This is a genomic window from Acinetobacter qingfengensis (assembly GCF_008693185.1).
Classification (GTDB): Bacteria; Pseudomonadota; Gammaproteobacteria; order Pseudomonadales; family Moraxellaceae; genus Acinetobacter; species Acinetobacter qingfengensis.
In genome coordinates this window covers 30,827-52,107 of record NZ_VXKN01000010.1, presented here as the reverse complement: position 1 = coordinate 52,107, position 21,281 = coordinate 30,827, and the positions used below count along the sequence as shown (strand labels likewise).

Genomic DNA, 21,281 nt, shown 5'->3' with positions numbered 1-21,281 from the left:
TCCTAATTCTTAAAAATTAAGATGAACAACTCACCATGACATCGGGTACATCATTCGATAATGGTGCTAAATCTTCAGTTATTTCTAAATCTGCTTGTTTGGTATAAGGTTGGCTGAGCAGCTTAAATAAACGATCAACTTCAGATAAATCACCTTGTTCAGCGCGTTCAATGGCACGTTGTGCCATGTGATTACGTAAAATATAAATAGGGTTGTGTTGTTGCATGTCCATATCCAGAATACTTTGCTGTTGATTTTCTCTGAGCTGATGGTAAGTTGTGAGAAAATCATCAAAAGTACGAATATCAAGGCATTGATCCCTAATCGCTGTATATTGATGGCTGCTGAGTTGTCTAAAGCTTGTGGTGTAATCCAGTTGTTCTGCTTGCAGAATTTTTAGAAATTGTAAGCCACATTGAAAACTTTGTTCATTGTCTACAGGCAGTCCCATTTTTTTGCATAAGCCTGAAGAATAATAATGTAGAAAATTTTGTTCATATTGTTCAAGTTGCTTGGCTAATTCTTGTTTAAAGGCTTCTTTTTGTTCGGATTTTGCAAGTGGTATCAGGTTATTCAGCCAGATCCATAAATTCCAGTGTGCTATGCTGGGTTGATTTTGATAGGTATAACGCCCTTGACCATCAGAATGATTGTTAATCCAGTTTGGGCGGAAACGCTCCATAAAACCGTAGGGGCCAAAATCCAGTGTCGAACCAGTAATATTGAAATTATCCGTATTCATGACCCCATGTGCAAAACCAGTTAATTGCCATTGTGCAATCATATATGCTGTACGATCAATGACTTGCCCGGCAAAAGCAAGCACAGGTTCGGCATGTTGCAGGCATTGTGGATAATAATTTTGAATACAGTGTGTGGTAAATTCCGTCAGTAGTTCAGGTTGATATTGGTTAATCCATTCAAAATGTCCCAAGCGAATATGGCAGTCAGATGTACGTAGCAACATTGCCGCAGGTTCCTTGTGTTCACGTTGAATCTGTAATGCATGAGAATAAACAAAACCAATGGCATTGCTGCTAGGAACATGCAAATGTTGCAATGCATGACCAGCAAGATATTCACGAATAACAGAACGTAATACGGCTCGACCATCTCCCATACGTGAATAAGGTGTTAATCCGGCACCTTTAATATGCAGGTCAATCAATTTGCCAGAAACATCACGAATTTGTCCAAGTAACAATCCCCGGCCATCACCTAATTGTCCCGCCCATTGCCCAAATTGATGTCCGGCATAGACCATTGCCAGCGGATCACTGCCTTTAAGTTGAGTGTTGCCATTAATAATGTTGATCCAGTCATCTTGTTCTGCAACAGACCATTGTAATTGTTGTGCCAAAACGGGATTAAAATGACCACCCTGTACATCGGGTAAACTATTAATACTTTGCCGATGAAAAAGTTTGGAGGATAAAGTGGCATAACGATTGTCAAATTGCATGTGGGAATCCTGTGCGTTGGCAAAATTTACTATAACAAGATTTTTAAACAAATAAAAAGCTCCGCATGTTGCGAAGCTTTGATGTGTAGTATCGAGGGAGGGATTAAATACGTTTAACTTCTTTACGTAAAGAGCGCAAAACTACCTCAACACGATCACTTTGTTCCACCAAATTTTTTTCGATCAAGTTAAATTCTTGTTTGAGTTTAAGATCAATTTGATGAATTTTCTCTGCCATACTGGCCTTTTTCGATTGTAATTCCTGTTCTTTTAATTTTGCCCAATCATTCATGGTTTGGGTAAACATGTCATATTCAAGTGCAATCTTATGTTTTAAATGTACAATGTCTTCATTTAAATCATGACCAAAGATTTCAAAATCTTTTTCTGCATATTTAAACTTCATGGCAAGTTCAGCACGTTTAATATTAAAACTCGGAATACGACGTAGATTACGGGTAAGTCCAACAGTTGATAATGACCAGATGAGCCATTTGGTTGGGTCATATTGCCACCATTTTACTCCATTACGATAGTCGTACTGGAAGATATGATGGTAGTTATGATAACCCTCACCCCAAGTAAAGATCGCCAGAATAAAATTATCACGGGCAGTATTTTCATCAGTATAAGGGCGTTTACCGAACATGTGGCATAGAGAGTTAATGAAAAATGTCACGTGATGGCTAACAATGAGGCGTAATAATCCACCCAATAACATAACGCCCCATAGATCACCAATTGCCCAACCAATCAATGCAGGAATACCAAAACTGGTAACGATCACTAACGGAATATAATGTTTATGTTGAAACATAACCAATTTATCATTGCGTAAATCAGGAACATTTTTAAAATCCAGCTCACCGCTTGGATAATCCCTTAACATCCAGCCAATATGAGAATACCAAAATCCTTTTTTTGCTGAATATGGATCAAGCTCCAGATCATCAACATGACGATGATGAATACGGTGACCTGATGACCAAAATAAAATACTGTTTTGTACTGCAAATGTTCCGGCAATCATCATCATAATCTGAACTGGCTTTGAGGCTTCATAAGTTTTATGTGCCCATAGACGATGATAACCAGCAGTAATTCCTAGACTACTGAATGCGAGTAAACAGATAAAACTGATCCATGCACCTGGAGTAAAATCATGACTCTGACTATACCACGGGATAAGAATAATTGCAGCGAGGGGTGTTCCTAATAAAGTAAGTACCGCAGGCCAGTTAATCGGAGCTTTGCTAGTTGAGGAGCTAGGCATTATCAGGAAATCTCCCAAAAGAAATGGAATAAGGCTTTAAAACTGTGGATTAAAACATGCTAGATGATTTATTTTAACACTTATTGTTTGAATAAATCACAATTAAAATACAGTTGTATATTCATGCGCACATCATAGCATGTCATTTTAGAACTTCATGTAATAAATTGCATAATTTATATCAAAACATGACAAAATTAGAGGGTAAATTGACACCAATTTAAATAGCAAAAATCGCACCAGATTACAGTGGAGATAGATGTTGCAACATACGTTTAGGATAATCTGTAATCAATCCTTGAATACCAAAATCCTGTAAGGTTTTTGCCCGGTCTATATCGTTGACTGTCCAGACGCTGACATCCAGTTTTGCTTGCCGAGACAGTTTGACAATTGATTCATTGACTAGTTCATTTTTCCAGCCAATGCGCTGACAATTAAATTGTGTTGCAATATCAATCGCATGTTCACCAATGGGCATTTCAACCAATAATCCGCGTTTAAAATCAGATTGTTGACTTTGTAATGCTTTGAGGATTTTTAAATCAAATGAAGTAATTGTAATGTGGTCTTTGCAATGCTGTAGTTGTTGCTGAAGTGTATGAACAATTTTTTCTGCATTTTTTTCATTTTTTACACTTTTAACTTCAACTTCGATGTGTTGAAAGTCTTTTAAAACATGCATGACTTGACGCAATAACGGTAGTGGTTCGGTTTGATGCCAGAATTCCCAGCCTTTAATTTGGTTAAAACGTTGTGTGTCCTGTTGAGTACAATCCTTAACCTGATAATCTATCCCAGCAGTACGCAAAAAATTATCATCATGAATGACGCTTAACTCGGTGTCAGCTAATTGCCTTACATCAAATTCTACAGCCCTGACACCTAAATCATGTAAATATTTAAATCCGCCAAGGGTATTTTCCGGTGCTTCGCCTCGTGCGCCACGATGACCAATAATTTGCATGGGAGTTCACAAAAATATAGCAATACAAAGTGCCTATATTATATGTCATTCATTATGTCATTTATATTTCTTTGCCATAAAACTTCTGTACCGGAATTTTGGGTTTGTAATTGTCTTGATGCAACAAATAACCAGTCAGACAAGCGATTGAGAAGCTGTGAGGCAGTTGATTGAATATTTTGATCCCGTTGTTGTAGTGTGGTTAGACTACGTTCTGCCCTACGACATACTGCACGTGCATGATGTGCATAGCTACAGGCGAGATTACCACTCGGTAAGATAAAATCCTTAAGCATCGGTAAGTGCTGATTCATCTGATCAATATCTTGTTCAAGGAAATGAACACTATGTATCTGTAGCAACTGGTAACTTGGGATACAGATTTCGCCACCCAAATCAAATAACCAGTGTTGGATCAAGCTAAGTTTTTTATCCCAAGTATCTTTGTGTTTGATGTCACTTTGATGAATTTGAGCGCGTAAAACGCCAATAACCGCATTAAGTTCATCAATTTCTCCTAATGCATGGATACGTAAATCATCTTTGGCAATACGTGAGCCATCGCCTAGGCCGGTGCTACCTGTATCACCTGTGCGAGTGTAAATTTTGCTTAAACGGTGTCCCATAATATTATATTGCCTTTGATTTGGTCATTAAAAAAGGATAATGCCGGTCAAGAACATTATCCATAAACTTTATATCAAGTTTTTCATTTTAATGGTGTATTCATCAATATTTCAGTGTGACACCCACAGATGCCTGACGTCCACCGTTGATATACCAATATTCAGGTGACCATGAAGATGGTGAATTGTATACGGTAGGATAACGTACATCACCAATATTCTGAATGTTGGTAAATAGTCTTATATTTGAATTTACATTCCAAAAAGCATTGATATCAACTGTTGCATAGCCTGGCACTTTGACACCAGAAGTACCTGTATTTGCTTTGGAGCGTGATACAAGGGATGTATTGACACCATATTTACCATCATCATAACCTGCTGTTAAAGTATAGGTTTGGCGTGGGCGGTAAGCGATATCTTCTTTACTATTTTTATTTTGGGCAATTACGTATGTATATTCAGCACTGGCAAATACGTTATCTCCTGACCATTTAAAGCCTAATTCACCACCTTTTATATTCGCTCTATTAATATTTACATACGTTGATTGATTGTTAATTGTACCAAATGCCATTAAATTCTTTGCATCAGTATAATAAGTTGAAATATAGGCAGAAAGACCATAGTTGAATTTCTGATCTAAACCAATTTCATAAGAAGTGCTTTCTTCTGGTTTTAGATTTGGATTACTATAGAAATCATAACCATAAGAACCATATAAATGTTCTAAGGTAGGTGCTTTAAATGCTGTTCCAATGTTTGCATAAATACTTGTTAAAGGCAGTATTTGATAACGTATAGCAGCCTGACCGACAGTGTGGGTACCAAACCAATCATTATCTTCAACACGTAGCCCTGCCTGTGTATGGATACCATTATTATCGTATTGGTGTTGTAGGTAATAACCGGTAGAACTTATGGTTCTAACTGATTCTGGTGAAGAGCTGGCATTATATTCTGAACGGTTATAGGTTACACCACTTAAAAGATTTTGATGATTTGTAAAATGCCACTTAGCATTTAAGTCACCTTCATCAGATGTGGTATTAAAATGATTACCATATATAACTTGTTCACTTTTATCCAGAGAATGAGAGTATCGAGCATTCAATGTCAAATTTGATATGATATTATAGCTTCCTAACCAGTTAATCAGACGATTTTCAAAATTACGTCTTGCATTATTGGTCGTATAGTTAGTGGTGTAGATATTTGTTCCCTGATTTTGATCAATGGATAGGCTGGTATTGATGATATTATTGATATAACCAATTTGTGCATTATAACCTTTTTGATCAAAAGCAGCTTTTTGATTTTTAGCTTGAATATCAATAACAGAAGTACCATCGCTTTCCATGCGTTGACCACCAATACTTACATAAAATCCGTTATCATTTACATAATCTGCATTAATACTAGCTTTATACGTATTATTTTCACCATATATTCCACTTAAACTTGCACCAGTCTTCAATGGTTTTTGTGAAATTAACTGTATTACACCACTAGACGCATCAGAACCATACTGAACGGATGCTGGACCTTTTAGGATTTCAATTTGATCAATATTTGATAAATCAATAAATTCTGGTGTAACAGGTCCTAAGCCATTTTGACTATTTAAACGTGCACCATTTTTGAGTAATAGCGTAGATCCAGTTCTACCCCCACGTAACGATAGGTCTGTTAACTGTCCTATTCCTCCAGACTGTTTTACATAAATAGAAGCATCTTTTTGTAATACATCAGATAGGTTCAAAGCAGGATTTTTTTCAATTTGTTGTTTGGAAATTACTGTAATCCGGGCAGGGACTTCACTGACTTTTTCTTCAGTCTTGGATGCTGTAACCACGATAGGATCAAGTTGGTTGATTTGCTCAGCCGCAAAGCTGGTTGATGAAATCAGGGCAAGTAGGATGGCACCGGATAAAGTGGCGGGCTTAAATAAAACAGACATGGTTATCTCCGACATTCACTCCCCGTGAACGTATTGGTGGATCAATACAGCATGCAGGTTTCCGGACTTGGAGATATTCATGGCAAAATATCATCTTCTGACATGATCACCTATTCACCTTCCCACATGGTTTATGATGCAGTGGCGTCAGTTTTGGGCTGAGATAATAGGGGTTTCATCGTTACCGTTGCGGGGGCAGTACTGGATTTTCACCAGTTTCCTGAGCCGATATGGCTCGGTACATGCGATAAACTTGAGCGAAGTATAAAGATTTAGTTGCATTTTCACAACGTAAATGCAACGCTTGTATAGCAAAAGCGAATGCAAGCTATTGAGGTTGTTTTTCAAATTGTATTAAAAGTACTCAGGATTTATTGAGAAGAATATATGTATCAGGCGACAGGGCGTATAAGGGCAAAAGTTTGTGGTATTACCAGAAGTCAGGATGTGATTGCTGCTGTACAGACTGGTGTTGATGCCATAGGTTTAGTTTTTTTCCCACCTAGTCCACGTTATGTTGCGATTGATCAGGCCAGACAGTTGATCAGGCATGTGCCACCTTATGTCCAAATTGTCGGATTATTTGTGAATGCCGATGTGGATCAGATTGCAGAAGTTCTGACACAATTACCGATTGATATTTTGCAGTTTCATGGTGATGAAACTCCGGAAGATTGTCAGAAAATTGCACAAAAGTTTCAGCGGCGTTGGTACAAGGCTATTCAGGTGCGGGCCGGGCTGGATGTTATGGCACAGATTCAGCATTATCAAAAGGCGGGTGCCAGTGCAATTTTGCTGGATGCATGGCATCCACAATTAAAAGGTGGGACAGGGCAGGCATTTGACTGGTCACAGTTTCCTGAAAGCGATATGCCATTAATTTTGGCCGGAGGTTTGACTCCGGAAAATATAGAATATGCAATTTCCATTACAAAACCTTATGCTGTGGATGTCAGTGGTGGTGTAGAATCAGCGAAAGGCATCAAAGACCAACAACTTATCCAACACTTTATGCAAGGAGTCCAACGTGGATCAACAAACTAATCGTATTGACTATACTCAATTTCCTGATACACAGGGGCATTTTGGTATTCATGGTGGACGTTTTGTTTCTGAAACATTGATGGCAGCATTACAGGATCTGGAAAACTTATATTTTCGAATGAAAGATGATGAATCATTTTTGGCTGAGTTTGATCGGGATCTTGCATATTATGTTGGTCGGCCAAGCCCCTTGTATCATGCCGAGCGTTGGTCAAAGCAGTTAGGTGGTGCGCAAATTTATTTAAAACGTGAAGATTTAAATCATACCGGGTCACATAAAGTCAATAACACCATTGGTCAGGCATTGTTGGCCAAACTTTCTGGTAAAAAACGTATTATTGCTGAAACAGGGGCAGGTCAGCATGGTGTGGCAACGGCAACCATTGCAGCACGATTGGGGTTGGAATGTGTCGTGTATATGGGGGCAGATGATGTCAAACGTCAGGCCATGAATGTTTATCGTATGCGCTTATTAGGTGCAACAGTTGTTCCTGTAGAAAGTGGCTCTAAAACTTTGAAGGATGCCATGAATGAAGCGATGCGTGACTGGGTAACCAATGTTGATAGTACTTATTATGTGATTGGTACGGTTGCAGGGCCACACCCGTACCCGCAATTGGTTCGTGATTTTCAGTCGATTATCGGTCGTGAAGCACGTCAGCAAATTCTTGAACAGGCTGGAAAGTTACCTGATGCATTGGTGGCTTGTGTAGGTGGTGGTTCAAATGCCATGGGATTATTCTACCCATTTTTGAACGATTATGGTGTAGCAATGTACGGTGTTGAAGCCGCAGGTCTGGGTATTGAAACAGGTAAACACTCTGCACCATTAAACGCTGGGCATGTGGGTGTATTACATGGTAATCGTACTTATTTAATGAGCGATCCGCAGGGTCAAATCATTGAAACACATTCTATTTCTGCTGGTTTGGATTATCCAGGGGTTGGGCCTGAACATAGCTTCCTTAAAGACATGAAACGTGTGCAATATGTCCCAATCAATGATAATGAAGCACTTCAGGGTTTTCGTGATCTGACCAAAATTGAGGGAATTATTCCAGCACTTGAAAGTTCACATGCTATGGCTTATGTCACTAAACTTGCGCCAACGCTGTCCAAAGATCAAATTATTATTGCTACAGTTTCAGGCCGAGGTGATAAGGATTTGCATACTGTAGCGAAAGTTGATGGTATGTCAATGGATGGGTTATAAACTTGGATTTGTTTATGGTATTGCTTGGCGGTAAACATCCGCAAGCCAATATTGAAGTTCATGATTTAGTCTTCACACGAGCATCCTGTTTACAGGATGCTTATCCGGCACTAAAACAAAGTTGGTTTGGATCAAATAATACAGTGCATATTGATGCATGGATGCGAATTTCAGGTCTGCAATATCAACAAAAAAATTATCAAATTGTCTTTAAGAAAGAACCCACTTTAGTCGATGGCTTGAAATTATTTGCTGTAAATTTGGGTGCATATATGCCTGATCAATTTGGTGAAATCCATCGCTATGTTATGGTTGCTGCCTATAATCAACGCGAAGCCAAACAGCAAGCAAAAGCATTTTATGAAAAAAACTGGTTTAAACCACATACTGATGCAATTATCGATGTTGATGATTGCATACATTTGAAACAAATTGAGCAACAGTATATTCATTTAATCGCCGGGGATTTTCAGCCATTACAATGGTGTAACGACTACATTGTTCTATAGGTATGATGATATTTTATAGAAAAATCTAACCTCCTTCTCATTTAACAAGATTTAAAAACAGCATAATAATATTAAAGAAATGTAAAAGTGGAAGATTCGATCATTGAGTCAAACTTTTTTGCTGTTTATCATCATGTCATTGCAATCTAATGCAGAAAAGTGCAAATCAACCGTGCAATTTTATCGTGTTTAGTTTTATGATTGCTGTACATAAGAACGTTATTGATAGGAATTGCAAAGGTTATGTCTCGTCTAGCGCAGCGTTTTGCCCAACTGAAAGCACAAAATAAAAAAGCACTGGTCACGTATGTGATGGCGGGTGATCCAAACCCACACGTTACTGTGCCTTTAATTCATGACATGGTCGCTGCTGGTGTAGATATTCTGGAAATTGGTATGCCATTTTCGGACCCTATGGCCGATGGACCAGTCATCGCTCTGGCTGCTGAACGAGCTCTGGCAGGTGGTACCAATACACTGGATGCTATTGCCATGGTCAAGCAATTCAGGGAAAAAGATCAACAAACACCTGTTGTGTTGATGGGATATCTGAATCCGGTTGAAGTCATTGGTTATGACAAATTTGTACAAATTGCAGCAGATGCAGGTGTGGATGGTGTGATTTTGGTAGATTTACCACCGGAAGAAGCGATCAAATTTGATGATGTATTAAAGCAATACAATATGGATCAGGTATTTTTGCTTGCACCTACATCAACCGATGAACGTATTGCCCATGTTATCAAACAGGCAAGTGGTTTTATTTATTATGTGTCATTGAAGGGTGTTACAGGCGCAGCCACACTGGATACGCAATCAGCCGCAGAACGTATTGCCAAGATTAAGGCACAAACAGATTTACCTGTCGGTGTCGGTTTTGGGATTAGTGATGCCGCATCAGCCAAAGCTATGGGTGCCGTTGCTGATGCAGTGATTGTAGGCAGTGCTTTTGTCAAACCTTTTGCCACCGAAAATGCAACTGATGCTGCGGTAAAAGCTGTAGCAAAAGTGAAAGAATTACGAACAGCTTTGGATGAGCTATAACATGAGTGAAACGCAAACAGATCAAGCGCAATCGTTGTTAGCGGCAACATCTTGGATGGAGCGTACAGTTCCTAAAGTGCATGTGCCTGAAGAAAACAAGGATCAGCCAACATTTAGTGAACCTACGGTGGAATGCCCTGAATGCCACGCATTGGTGACTCAAACGGCGATGTCATTTAACACCTACGTTTGTCCACAATGTGATGAACATCTGGCAATGAAAGCACGTGAACGTTTGCATTGGTTTTTTGATCAGGTTAATCAGGAATTAGGACAGGAATTTACGGCAAAAGATCCATTGGGTTTTGTTGACAGTAAACCTTATCCAAAAAGAATGGAAGAAGCACAACAAAAAACTGGCGAAACAGAAGCCTTGATCAGTATGCATGGCGTATTGCAGGATGTCGCCATGTATGCAGTTGCCTTTAACTTTGAATTTATGGGCGGCTCGATGGGAACCGTTGTGGGTGATCGTTTTGTGCAGGCAGCTGAACAGGCATTGAAAAATCGTCAGCCATTAATCTGCTTTGCAGCATCGGGCGGTGCCCGAATGCAGGAAGGGATGTTATCCTTGATGCAAATGGCTCGTACTTCCGCAGCCATTGAGCGTTTGCGTCAGGCGGGTGTTCCATACATCGTGGTATTAACTAATCCGGTATATGGCGGTGTGACAGCATCTTTGGCAATGTTGGGTGACGTACATTTGGCTGAACCAAAAGCCATGATTGGTTTTGCTGGTAAGCGTGTCATTGAGCAAACAGTGCGTGAAAAATTGGAAGAGCCGTTCCAGCGAGCTGAATATTTGCTTGAACATGGTGTAGTCGATCAAATTGTACATCGCCATGCATTAAGAGATACAATCTATCGTATCGTAACCAAATTGATGAAATTACCTTGAGTCAAATCGCCCCATTATCGACTGATTCTTTGCAACAATGGCTGAATTATTGGACGACCGTTCATGTTACAGCCATTGATTTAGGTTTAGAGCGTGTGTTACCTGTAGCACACGCTTTAAATGTTTTAAAGCCACAGGCAAAAATTTTTACGGTTGCTGGCACCAATGGTAAAGGTTCTACAACTTCAACCTTGGCAAATATTCTCCAATCTGCTGGTTATCAGGTCGGGCTTTATCAGTCGCCACATATTATTCGATTTAATGAAAGAATCCGTATCAATGGCATTGAAATCTCTGATCAAGCTTTGATTGATGCTTTTGTTCAGGTCGAACAGGCACGGCAGCAATGCGAGTTGACTTTATCATTCTTTGAAGCCACCACACTTGCAGCATTGTTGATTTTTAAACAGCAACTATGTGATGTCTGGGTGTTGGAAGTCGGGCTGGGTGGACGATTGGATGTGGTGAATATTATTGATCCCGATGTCGCAGTGATTACCAATATTGGTTTGGATCATGTTGACTGGCTAGGAGATAGTATTGAAAAAATTGCCTTTGAAAAAGCAGGAATTATTCGCTCCAATATTCCAGTAATTTTTGCTGGAAATCAGGAACTACCACAAGCAATCGCCGATAAAATTGCTGAATGTCAGGCAAGTTTATTTCAATATCAAAAAGATTATGATTTTCAGATCAATTCTGAAAACTGGTATTTGGCAATGCCAGCATTGACCATGGCTTTACCACATGGACATTTGGCGCATATTAATCAAAGTGCAGCAATTATGGCTGCTTTGGTGAGTGACTTAAATATTACCCAGACAGCGATTGAAACTGCATTAGAACATACACGTTTGGCTGGCCGTTTTGAGCAGCGCTATTATAAAAAGCATCATTTGATACTAGATGTCGCACATAATCCACATGGTGTGGCGTTTTTAACACAGCAATTAACACGATATTTACAATTAAATCCTGAAATTACGCAAGTGAATGCAGTATTCTCCATGTTAGAGGATAAAGACATTGATGGTGTGATTGAACTACTAACAAATATTGTGAACAAGTGGTATATTGCCCCATTAAATGTGTACCGTGCAGCATCTATTGAGCGTCTACAACAGGCTTTAAATGGCTATAACGTAAAGGTTTCGGACAACATTCAATACAGTTTCCAGATCGCTTTACGTGAAAGTGAAGAGCATCAATTGATTTTAGTCTGTGGTTCATTTCATACGTTAGAAGCGGTTTGGGAGTGTTTGTTACATGGCGATGAACAGTAAACAGCGCCTGTTAGGTGGCATCGTTTTACTTGGTGGTGGAGTATTGTTGGCCGCAATTTTGTTACAAAATCATAAGGATGCACCCTACCCCACAACAGCAAGCACAACACAGCAAGCACAACATCATCAGACCAATACAGTCGGACAGGAAGTCAATTTGCAGCCTTTGGCTGTGGATGTTGAAACTGAAAAACGCTTATTGGAAGAACAGCGTAAGGCACGTGAAAAAGCTGTTGCAGAACAGGAACAACGTGCTGCGGATTATTTGGCTACACAACAGCAAGCTGAAGCCGATGCAGCCCGAAAAGCTGCTGCTGAACAAGCTGCGGTTTTAGCACGACGCCAATCTCAACTGCAAAGTTCTGACAATATTCCGCCTGAATTGGTTCAGGATGCCAAAAATAAATTAAACCAAACTACAAAACCGGATAGCGTTAATAAATTAAAAACTGACAGTGACGAAAAAATTAAGGCAGAGGCTGCTGCCAAAGCAAAAAAAGATGCAGAATTAAAGGCAGCAAAAGCTAAAGCGGAGGCGCAAGCCAAACATCAGGCAGAAACTTCCGCTAGAGCCAAGGCAGAAGCAAAAGCCAAGACAGATGCAGATGCTAAAAGAAAAGCAGAAGCTACAGCAAAGGCCAAAGCGGATGCAGATAAAAAGAAAAAAGATGCAGATAAGGCAAGAGATTTATTAGAAAATGGTGATAAAAAATGGATGGTGCAAGTAGCCTTGGCTGCAAGTCAATCCAATGCAGATAGCATTACTGCCAAACTCCGTGCTAAAGGTTATAAAGTCACCCAAAGTCCAACATCCAAAGGCGTGCGTATTATGATTGGCCCTTCAAAAGATCGTGATTCTGCGGATGCAATCCGTAAGAAAATTACCAGTGATAGTAGTTTAAATATGAAATCGGCGTGGGTTATTGGCTGGGTTCCTTTGGATCAGCGTTAAGTTAAGTATATTCTCACCAGCATTTCAGTGGGCGACTAAATTTTGAATCGTCCGCTGAATATTATTTTAAGTAAATTTTATAATATCTTGCGAAAAACAATCATTTTACTATTTTCAATTGTTCCATATTTATATCTTTGAGTTGATCTAGTTTGGTCTGAATATTCCATTGTTTTTCATCGTCCACAGGGCTGGGTAGTCGTCCTTCCAGCCAGTCACAAATGATGTCTGGTGGAAAATCAGCATGATTACATTGAACGATCCATGCCAAAAACTCTTTGGCTTCACCATTCATATAGGGTGGTGGAGAAACAGGAAAAAATAATGTTGGGAGTCGTTCATTGGTAGACAGATAATTCAGAACATGTCCAAACTCTTGCACAGTTTGCCACGCCAGAGCATGTTCAATATTGATTTTAAATTTGATCCACCATGCATGTTGCCCATCTGAACCATGAGCAATTAAGCCCTGTTCCTGAATTGCCGGAATTTTTTTAAGGAAGTCAGTAAGGCGACTAAAGTTCAGTTCACTCATGAAGTGTTAGGCATTTAAATTAAGTACTTTGTATGGTAACGGTTTTTATCGTAAAAAACGAGTATGCTCATACAAATACAATTCTCCTGATTTCGTTCATAGTTTTAACAACATTACTTTATAAGCCAAAGCGATATTCATTTTTTTTTCGTAATAATGCGCTATATTTTACATTATGAAACAAATTGGAGAATGTAATGAAAAAATTTACTACAGTGATGATGGGCGTAGTATTGTCGTTAAGTGCGGCGACTTCGGCATTTGCAGAACCAGGCGATAATAATGATCAACGTCGTGGGGATGTGCCTAAAAAAGAAGTGCAGCGTGATCAACCACGTCAACAGGCTCAGCAGCAGCCTCGTCAACAAGCGCATCAGCAACCAAAACAGCAAGTTCGTCAGCAACAACCTCAGCATCAACCAAGACAGAACGTACATAACTCACATAATAAGCAGCAATTTAAGCGTGGTCAGCGTTTACCAAAGCAGTACTATCAAAACAAACGTTATTATGTACAGGACTGGAGAAAAGAAGGTTTACGTCAACCACCTAAAGGTCATCGCTGGGTAGAAGTTGATGGTCGCTATCTTTTGGTATCTGTTGCCACTGGTGTGATTGCAAGTATTTTGCTTGCTCACTAAATTTTTTGGTTTTAAATGTAATAAAAGCCTGAATAATCAATTATTCAGGCTTTTTTTATGAGTAAAAAGCAGTAATTTTCAGATTTTTGATATCAATGAAGCGAAGAAAACAATTAGGCAGCTTAACGGTTGCCGTGTATGATTCTGTCAATTTCTTAAAGATATGAGAATGTGATGATTTAACTCGGAGTGAAATCACTACATTCTTTGCATGACGGGATTTTTGTAATATGAAGCATTTTCGTTTTTCCATTATTTTTAGCATCATCTGTTTGAGTTTATCCGCATATTGGGGCTATACACATGGTATAGAAGCGGGTGTCTCAACCATGTTCAAGGCACTGGCGATTACCGGTATTCTGGCAGTGATGGAAATTTCCCTGTCATTTGATAATGCTGTCGTTAATGCATCCGTCCTTAAAAATTGGGATCCTTTTTGGAAAATGCTATTTTTAACAGTAGGGATTCTGGTTGCTGTATTTGGTATGCGTCTGATTTTTCCATTATTGATTGTTGCAGTAACTGCAGATATGGGAATGATTGAAGTAGCCAAGCTGGCATTAAATGATCCAGCACAATATTCCGCACGTTTGATGGCTCATCATGCAGAAATTGCAGCTTTTGGTGGGATGTTCCTCTTGCTGGTATTTTTGAATTTTATGTTTGATGATGAAAAAGATACCCACTGGTTTAAATGGTTAGAACATAAATCAGCACATTTAGGCAGTATTCCTGCAATGGCTGTTTTTATTGCTCTGATTGTGCTGTTAATTATGGCAGCTAATGTTGCTGAGCAGGATCGTTTAGTGGTTACTATGGCCGGAATCTGGGGAATTGTGGTCTATGTTGGTGTACAGGTGATAGGTCATTTACTGGAAGGTTCACAAGATCATGATGATGAAGCAAATCTGGCAGCACAAGGTAATGCTGAAGTTGCAAAAACAGTTATGAAAGGTGGGATCGGTGGCTTTATCTACCTTGAAGTACTGGATGCATCATTTAGTTTCGATGGTGTTATTGGCGCTTTTGCGATTACCAATGATGTGGTGATTATCATGCTTGGTCTTGCGATTGGTGCCATGTTTGTGCGTTCAATGACGATTTATTTGGTTGAAAAAGGTACGCTAGAAGCTTACGTTTACCTTGAGCATGGTGCGCATTATGCGATTGGTGCTTTGGCGGTGATCATGTTGGGAAGTGGTACAGGATGGCATGTTCCGGAAGTTGTCACAGGATTGATTGGAATTATCTTTATTGTCTGGGCAGTGATTTCTTCAATTTCTTATCGTAAAAAAGAGCAGCAGAGCCATTAATTGATAGGATTATTAGAGCTTGTTAGGCTTAGCAAAACAGGCTACAACCATTGATAAATCTTTAAACCGTATTAAACAATGCTGCATCTCGTGATGCAGCATTGTTGATTTAGATACAGCTTTTTAACCAATTAAAACTATCCGCTGATAAACCGCTAGGTTTATATTCGGCACCACAATAGCCCAAATATGTACTTTGCTGAATCCATTGAAATAATGCGGAATAATTTATAATTCCTGTACTTGGTTCATGGCGATATGGAAAATCTGCAAATTGAATATGGGCAATCTGATCCAGATTTTCCTTTAAACCTTCCAGAACATCCTCACCCATCATGGCCATGTGATAACAGTCATATTGGAGCTTAAGGGCAGGATGGTGTACAGCTTCCAGCATTTCTTGTCCCTGAGCCAGATTTTGGATCAGAAAACGAGGCATATCAATGTTGTTGATCATTTCGATTACAGGCGTGATTCCGGCATTTTGAAATGCATCACTGGCAAAACGTAAATTATCTGCCAAGGTTTTAAGGCAAGGCAGTAAATCAGCATTTTCAGGTTGTTTACCTGCCAAGATGTTCACGGTAGGAACTTGTAGTGCCAATGCATATTCCATCGCTTGTTTGACTGCTTTGGCAAATTCGATTTCCAGTCCGGGAATACCAGCCAAACCGTTACCACCTTGCATTAAATCACCGGTGGGGACATTGATTAGAACCAGATCAAGATCATGTTCGTCCAGTTGCTGCTGAATGGCTGTGGCAGGTAATTCGTAAGGAAACTGAATCTCTACAGCCTGAAAACCTTGTTGTTTGGCCAAAGCAAAGCGTTCAATCAGGGGAACTTCAGTGAAAATCAGGGATAGGTTTACAGCGAGGTTTAGCATGGCATGATCTCCCTTAATTTGTGTTTTTTATGTTGAGGATGATTGTGGATAGATCTCTTTGGGCATAACCTTGTTGCTGGTGCTGCTGCAATTGTGTGAGTGCATGTTTTGCCACCGGAATATCCAACTGTAATTGTGTTGCTAGTTGAACTGCATTGCTCAAATCTTTACTCAAGGTTTGAACTTTCCATTGTACAGGTTCAAATTGTTGGATTGCCATTCTTGGAGCAAGAATTTGCAAAGGTTTTGAATCAGCAAAACCACCGGCAAGTGCTGGTGCCAGTAATTGAGTATCGACACCAGCCTGTTCAGCCAAAGCTACAGCTTCTGCAATCAGTGTGCTGGATGCGGCAACAATCAGTTGGTTACAAATCTTGGTAGCTTGCCCGGTACCTGTTTTTCCCATACAACTAACACGTTGTGATAATGGTGCATAAATTGGTTGAAGGGCATTAATCAGATCAATATCACCGCCTGCAAAAACAACCAGTGAGCCTTGTTCCGCACCGAATGTACCTCCCGAAACAGGAGAATCAATCCAGATAATTTGTTGTGTGACAAGTTGTTGTGCCAAAGCAGTGGTGGTGTGTACTGATAAGCTAGAAAAATCGATAATAATTTGTCCACTACGTAAGTAGGGCCGAATTTTATCGATTGTAGATTGAACCGCTTGATCATCAGCCAGACAAAGCATAATGATAGGATAATTCACCAGATCTTCAAAGATCAAGGATTTTGCACCTTGTGCAAAAAGTGGTTCGCATGCTGCAATGCTACGATTCCAGACTGCAATTGGAAAACCGGCATCCAGCAAGCGTTTACTCATGCGACTACCCATTAGCCCCATACCTAAAAAAGCAATAGCAGTATTTGTGGTAAAGGTGTGCATGTCATCCTCATGTTAAAAATACCGGAATTTTGTATTTAACGTTGCCGATTGAAAAAATTTAGTTCGGGTTGTTTGTCTTTACGTCTGGCAATCCGGCTATTTTTGCCAAGAATTAGACGAAGTTGCCAGATTTTTTCCAAACATAGCACAGATTGACGACGTTGTTGCATTGCATTAAGGATAAGTTTTGCTGCCATTAATGCATCTGGTGAGCGCTGTAAATATTCCTGTGCTAATTGTTGCGCTCTGATCAATGGTTGAGGATGAATTTCGCTGACTAATCCAATTTGTTTTGCGTATTCTGCACTGATGATACGTCCTGAAAAAGTAAGATCCTTGGCATGATCAATACCAATGAGATCCGCTAATGTTTTACTGATTCCCATATCTGGTACTAATCCCCAGCGACTTTCCATGATGGAAAATTGGCAACTGGAATTCGTAATTCTGAAATCACCAGCCAATGCTAATTGTAGTCCAGCACCGAAGCAATAACCTTCCAGAGCGATAATCACTGGAACAGGTAATTGTTGCCAGATTAGACATGCCTGTTGAAATATACTTTGCTGTGGTTTGATGAGTTGCCAGAAGGCATAGAGTTTTTGCTTGGGAGCATTCAAATCAGATAGATCAATGCCTGCACTAAAAACCTGTGCACAACCTGTAATAATGACACAACGGATCTGACGATTTTTTTGAATACTTTTCGCTGTACTAATGAGTGCCTTGAGCATGGTAAAACTCATGGCATTACGTTTATCAGGACGGTTTAAGGTGACGATTGCCAAGCCGGTTTGATCGACATCAAGTTGAATCAGTGTCATGCTATTTCCCTAAACAAATGACTGTATTTAGCATAACAGTTCGTTATGGATTGCCAACTCCTGAAAATGACGCAGTATTCAGCTTAAATAGGATTTTGCGGCATGTTCTACTCGTTGCATGGCTTCAAGCAAGAAAATATAGCGTTGATGGACTTGTTCTATAAACTGAGTATCAGCAACACGTTTTTGCTTACGTAGTTGAGAAACAAATTGCTCAAAATCACCAGAAACCTGCTGAAGCTCAGGCGTTCCCACATAACGAGTTGCCCCATATAAACGATGTAGATTATGTTCCAGTTGTGGAAAATCTTCATCTTCGATTAGTTGTTGCATTTCTTCCTGTTCACGACTGAAGCTGTCTATGAGCATTTTTAGTAAATCTTTGGCAAGATCCTCTTTGTTGGCAGAGAGTTCTACACTTTGTTTCCAGTCCAGAATTTGCCGATCGACCTGAGTGGGATGAACAGGAGTAATGTCTAATAATTCGTTTTGATTGGAATGAGTGCTTCGAATATCTGTCCATGTTGTTAATATATTGATTAGTTGTTCAAGCTGAATGGGTTTAGTGACATAATCATTGAAACCAGCTTTTAATAAGTGTTCTTTTTCATCTGCCATGGCATGAGCTGTTAGTGCAATAACAGGTAAAACAGTTGGGCGTTCCATTGCATATTCAAGTGCGCGAATGGCTTGGGTTGTTTCTATACCAGACATCACGGGCATTTGAATGTCCATAAAAATAAGATCAAATAATGGTTGATTTTGATCAATTCGTGCATGTAAACGATCCAGTGCCATTTGCCCACTGAGTGCCGTACTGACTTTGACGTTTAATTCATTGAGTAAAGCTTCAAGTACGATCAAATTTGGTAAATGGTCATCAACAGCCAATACATGTAATCCGTTACCATTAAAGGGTTCAATAAAAGTTGCAGGTTGTTCGCTATTAAAAATTTTTAATAAATTAATTCGGCTAATCGGCTGATGTAGTGCAATGGTGTGGTATTGTTTTAATACATTTGGATCAAGACGCATCTGATAGCCGTAAATAGCCAGATTACCAGTATAGCGATTACGAATTTCTTGTAATAATGATTCTGTATCACCGGAATGTTCAACAAAAACCCAGCCCTTATCACCGTAATGATTAAAAGTGCGTAATCGGCTGAACAAGTCCAGAATTGATGTTGCTTCAATATGTGCCGCATCATAATCTTCTAGATACTGTTTTAGAATGTTTGCCGTTGCATGGTGATCAATAAAACTCAATACATGATAAGACGATAAATTCGGTTCCTGTTCTGGGCGTTCTTGTTCAATCTCGAACTCTGCGGTAAACCAGAAGGTAGAACCTTTTTCTGTTGGATTACGTTCCTGATTATCTTCAAAGTTAATCTCGCCATGCATCATATGTGCAAGTTGGCGGGAAATGGCCAGACCTAAACCTGTACCTCCATATTGGCGGGTAACAGATGTGTCTCCTTGCTGGAATGAAGCAAATAATTTTTTGCGGTCTGTGCCGCTTAATCCGATCCCACTGTCTTGTACACTGCAATAGAGAGTAACGGTATTTAAGTGTTGCTGTTCCAGGCGAGTGCGAAGAATAATATCTCCTTCAGGGGTAAATTTAATGGCATTGGACATGAGGTTAGTGACAATTTGTTTGAAACGTAAAACATCACCGTAGACGATATAAGGCAATTGTTTGTCAAAATACATTGCCATATCCAATCCTTTTTCCGAAGCCAAAGGTGACATCATATCCATGACATCGTAAATGGCCTCTTCCAGATTAAATGGGGCAACTTCAAGTTCCAATTTACCAGCATCAATTTTGGAAAAATCCAGTACATCATTGATTAAAGCCAATAAATGTGCCGATGATTTATGAATGGTTTGTAGATACATTAGATTTTCATCATTGAGTTGCTGCCGACGCAACATCAGATTGATAAAGCCATCGATACTATTGAGCGGTGTTCGTAACTCATGACTGATGTTGGCAAGGAAAACAGATTTGGCCTGATTGGCAGAAATCGCCTGATCCCGAGCCTGTTTATAGGTAATATTCTGTAATTCCAATGTATCTAGTGTTTTACGTAAATCATCTTCGGTTTGTTCTGTATGTTCACGTAGTTCTAGAAAGCTGATGTTTAGACGTCTTAATAATCGCGCAATATCTTTTTGTAATAACGCCAATTCACCTGAACTTTGTGTTTGAAAAGGTCTTCCCAGGCTTTCGGCATTCATTCGTTGTAATTGTAGCCGCATTTCATAAATTGGTGCGATCCAGCGCCTAGAGTAAAAATTTAAACATAACAATAATAATAGCAAAGTCAGTAGTCCTGTGACAGCCAATGCTAAAAGTACCCGGTAACGGGTAATCGCATAGGAACGATTGTCCAATGCAATCATTAACCAGGCCGGCTCTGCTTCACTGGTTTGAATTTGAAGGGCAAAAATACTGCTACCAGCTTGTTTTATGGGGCCAAAACGTGTTTCATTTTCTGGCGGATCAGGCCATGAATCCGGAACATCTAATCCTGCACTAATGATGACTTCGCCAGTATTACTTACAATTGCACTACGTACCAGATCAGGTTCGTTGCGCATATACATGAGAATATTTTTTGCAGTATTGATTTGATCAGGATGTTGATGGGTAAGCTCTAATAAAATTTTGGCTGTTTGATGATAACGAGTCAAAATAGCAGATGCTGCCGAGGTTTGTTGCGCTCTGCTGGAATGATAAATTTCGTTGAGTACAATGATTGCACCTGTTAGCGCCAGTATGGTGATTGGTACAAAAATCAAGGCAATCAACTGCCCGTAAGCATTGCTGATTTTAAAACGTTGCCAGAAAGTTTCTGATGGTCGTTGCATGGTGTGCGATCAACATCTTGCGGAATTTCTCAGGCGAAATACTATCATGTATTTTTTCTACACTGTGAAAAACTCCAGA

The 21,281-nt window shown here is 39.6% G+C and carries 19 protein-coding genes and 1 riboswitch; of the genes, 9 read left to right on the top strand and 10 right to left on the bottom strand.

The genetic code is table 11. The features are described 5' to 3' along the window. Positions 1-16: 16 nt before the first annotated feature. The 5 genes from F4V57_RS12050 to F4V57_RS12030 all read right to left on the bottom strand — a co-directional run bounded on the left by F4V57_RS12050 (position 17) and on the right by F4V57_RS12030 (position 6,288). Entirely contained in the window at positions 17-1,462 is a 1,446-nt protein-coding gene (locus F4V57_RS12050) for a protein adenylyltransferase SelO (RefSeq protein WP_070070964.1), read from the bottom strand. Between the two features lie 103 nt (positions 1,463-1,565). Further along, positions 1,566-2,735, bottom strand: coding sequence for an acyl-CoA desaturase (locus F4V57_RS12045; RefSeq protein ID WP_070070963.1), 1,170 nt, complete (start codon positions 2,733-2,735; stop codon positions 1,566-1,568). 244 nt (positions 2,736-2,979) lie between these two features. Beyond that, positions 2,980-3,702 carry a glycerophosphodiester phosphodiesterase gene (locus tag F4V57_RS12040; protein ID WP_070070962.1) on the bottom strand — a complete coding sequence of 241 codons (723 nt, stop codon included), beginning with the start codon at positions 3,700-3,702 and terminating at the stop codon, positions 2,980-2,982. A gap of 38 nt (positions 3,703-3,740) precedes the next feature. Next, a complete protein-coding gene (locus F4V57_RS12035) occupies positions 3,741-4,328 on the bottom strand; it encodes a cob(I)yrinic acid a,c-diamide adenosyltransferase (RefSeq protein WP_070070961.1) in 588 nt (195 codons plus the stop codon). A 103-nt stretch (positions 4,329-4,431) separates the two neighbouring features. Beyond that, positions 4,432-6,288 carry a TonB-dependent receptor plug domain-containing protein gene (locus tag F4V57_RS12030; protein ID WP_070070960.1) on the bottom strand — a complete coding sequence of 619 codons (1,857 nt, stop codon included), beginning with the start codon at positions 6,286-6,288 and terminating at the stop codon, positions 4,432-4,434. Between the two features lie 35 nt (positions 6,289-6,323). After that, a riboswitch (cobalamin riboswitch) is annotated at positions 6,324-6,549 on the bottom strand. Positions 6,550-6,675: 126 nt separating this feature from the next. Here F4V57_RS12030 and F4V57_RS12025 point away from each other — a divergent pair. The 7 genes from F4V57_RS12025 (at position 6,676) to F4V57_RS11995 (ending at position 13,231) form a co-directional block, all read left to right on the top strand. Continuing rightward, positions 6,676-7,332, top strand: a complete 657-nt coding sequence (locus F4V57_RS12025) for a phosphoribosylanthranilate isomerase (RefSeq protein WP_070070959.1) — start codon at positions 6,676-6,678, stop codon at positions 7,330-7,332. Further along, positions 7,316-8,545 (top strand): tryptophan synthase subunit beta, encoded by a 1,230-nt coding sequence (gene trpB / locus F4V57_RS12020; protein ID WP_070070958.1) that lies wholly within the window; start codon positions 7,316-7,318, stop codon positions 8,543-8,545. The genes F4V57_RS12025 and trpB overlap by 17 nt, the downstream gene beginning before the upstream one ends. Positions 8,546-8,559: 14 nt before the next feature. Next, entirely contained in the window at positions 8,560-9,054 is a 495-nt protein-coding gene (locus F4V57_RS12015; protein WP_070070957.1) for a DUF1543 domain-containing protein, read from the top strand. Between the two features lie 243 nt (positions 9,055-9,297). Further along, positions 9,298-10,098, top strand: a complete 801-nt coding sequence (gene trpA / locus F4V57_RS12010; RefSeq protein ID WP_070070956.1) for a tryptophan synthase subunit alpha — start codon at positions 9,298-9,300, stop codon at positions 10,096-10,098. A gap of 1 nt (position 10,099) precedes the next feature. Beyond that, positions 10,100-10,996 carry an acetyl-CoA carboxylase, carboxyltransferase subunit beta gene (gene accD, locus F4V57_RS12005; RefSeq protein WP_070070955.1) on the top strand — a complete coding sequence of 299 codons (897 nt, stop codon included), beginning with the start codon at positions 10,100-10,102 and terminating at the stop codon, positions 10,994-10,996. After that, entirely contained in the window at positions 10,993-12,279 is a 1,287-nt protein-coding gene (folC, locus tag F4V57_RS12000; RefSeq protein WP_070070954.1) for a bifunctional tetrahydrofolate synthase/dihydrofolate synthase, read from the top strand. The genes accD and folC overlap by 4 nt, the downstream gene beginning before the upstream one ends. After that, on the top strand, positions 12,263-13,231 hold the full coding sequence (locus tag F4V57_RS11995) for an SPOR domain-containing protein (RefSeq protein ID WP_070070953.1): 969 nt from the start codon (positions 12,263-12,265) through the stop codon (positions 13,229-13,231). Before folC ends, F4V57_RS11995 begins: the two co-directional genes overlap by 17 nt. A gap of 100 nt (positions 13,232-13,331) precedes the next feature. On the opposite strand, the gene F4V57_RS11990 is transcribed toward F4V57_RS11995, so the two are convergent. Then, positions 13,332-13,766, bottom strand: a complete 435-nt coding sequence (locus tag F4V57_RS11990) for a hypothetical protein (protein ID WP_070070952.1) — start codon at positions 13,764-13,766, stop codon at positions 13,332-13,334. Positions 13,767-13,963: 197 nt separating this feature from the next. Here F4V57_RS11990 and F4V57_RS11985 point away from each other — a divergent pair, with 197 nt between their 5' ends. Together F4V57_RS11985 and F4V57_RS11980 are read left to right on the top strand one after the other, a co-directional pair. Then, entirely contained in the window at positions 13,964-14,407 is a 444-nt protein-coding gene (locus tag F4V57_RS11985; protein ID WP_070070951.1) for an RcnB family protein, read from the top strand. 230 nt (positions 14,408-14,637) lie between these two features. Next, complete coding sequence (locus F4V57_RS11980; protein ID WP_070070950.1) at positions 14,638-15,720, top strand: DUF475 domain-containing protein; 1,083 nt, start codon at positions 14,638-14,640, stop codon at positions 15,718-15,720. A 109-nt stretch (positions 15,721-15,829) separates the two neighbouring features. Here the strand turns inward: F4V57_RS11980 and F4V57_RS11975 are convergent, their stop codons facing one another. From F4V57_RS11975 to F4V57_RS11960, 4 genes are all read right to left on the bottom strand, one after another. Continuing rightward, the gene (locus F4V57_RS11975) at positions 15,830-16,606 is read right to left on the bottom strand and encodes a hydroxypyruvate isomerase family protein (protein WP_070070949.1); all 777 of its coding nucleotides are present in this window, start codon (positions 16,604-16,606) and stop codon (positions 15,830-15,832) included. 13 nt (positions 16,607-16,619) lie between these two features. Further along, complete coding sequence (locus F4V57_RS11970; protein WP_070070948.1) at positions 16,620-17,495, bottom strand: NAD(P)-dependent oxidoreductase; 876 nt, start codon at positions 17,493-17,495, stop codon at positions 16,620-16,622. A 35-nt stretch (positions 17,496-17,530) separates the two neighbouring features. Next, complete coding sequence (locus tag F4V57_RS11965) at positions 17,531-18,319, bottom strand: crotonase/enoyl-CoA hydratase family protein (protein ID WP_070070947.1); 789 nt, start codon at positions 18,317-18,319, stop codon at positions 17,531-17,533. A gap of 78 nt (positions 18,320-18,397) precedes the next feature. Continuing rightward, entirely contained in the window at positions 18,398-21,202 is a 2,805-nt protein-coding gene (locus F4V57_RS11960; protein WP_070070946.1) for a response regulator, read from the bottom strand. Positions 21,203-21,281: the final 79 nt, after the last annotated feature.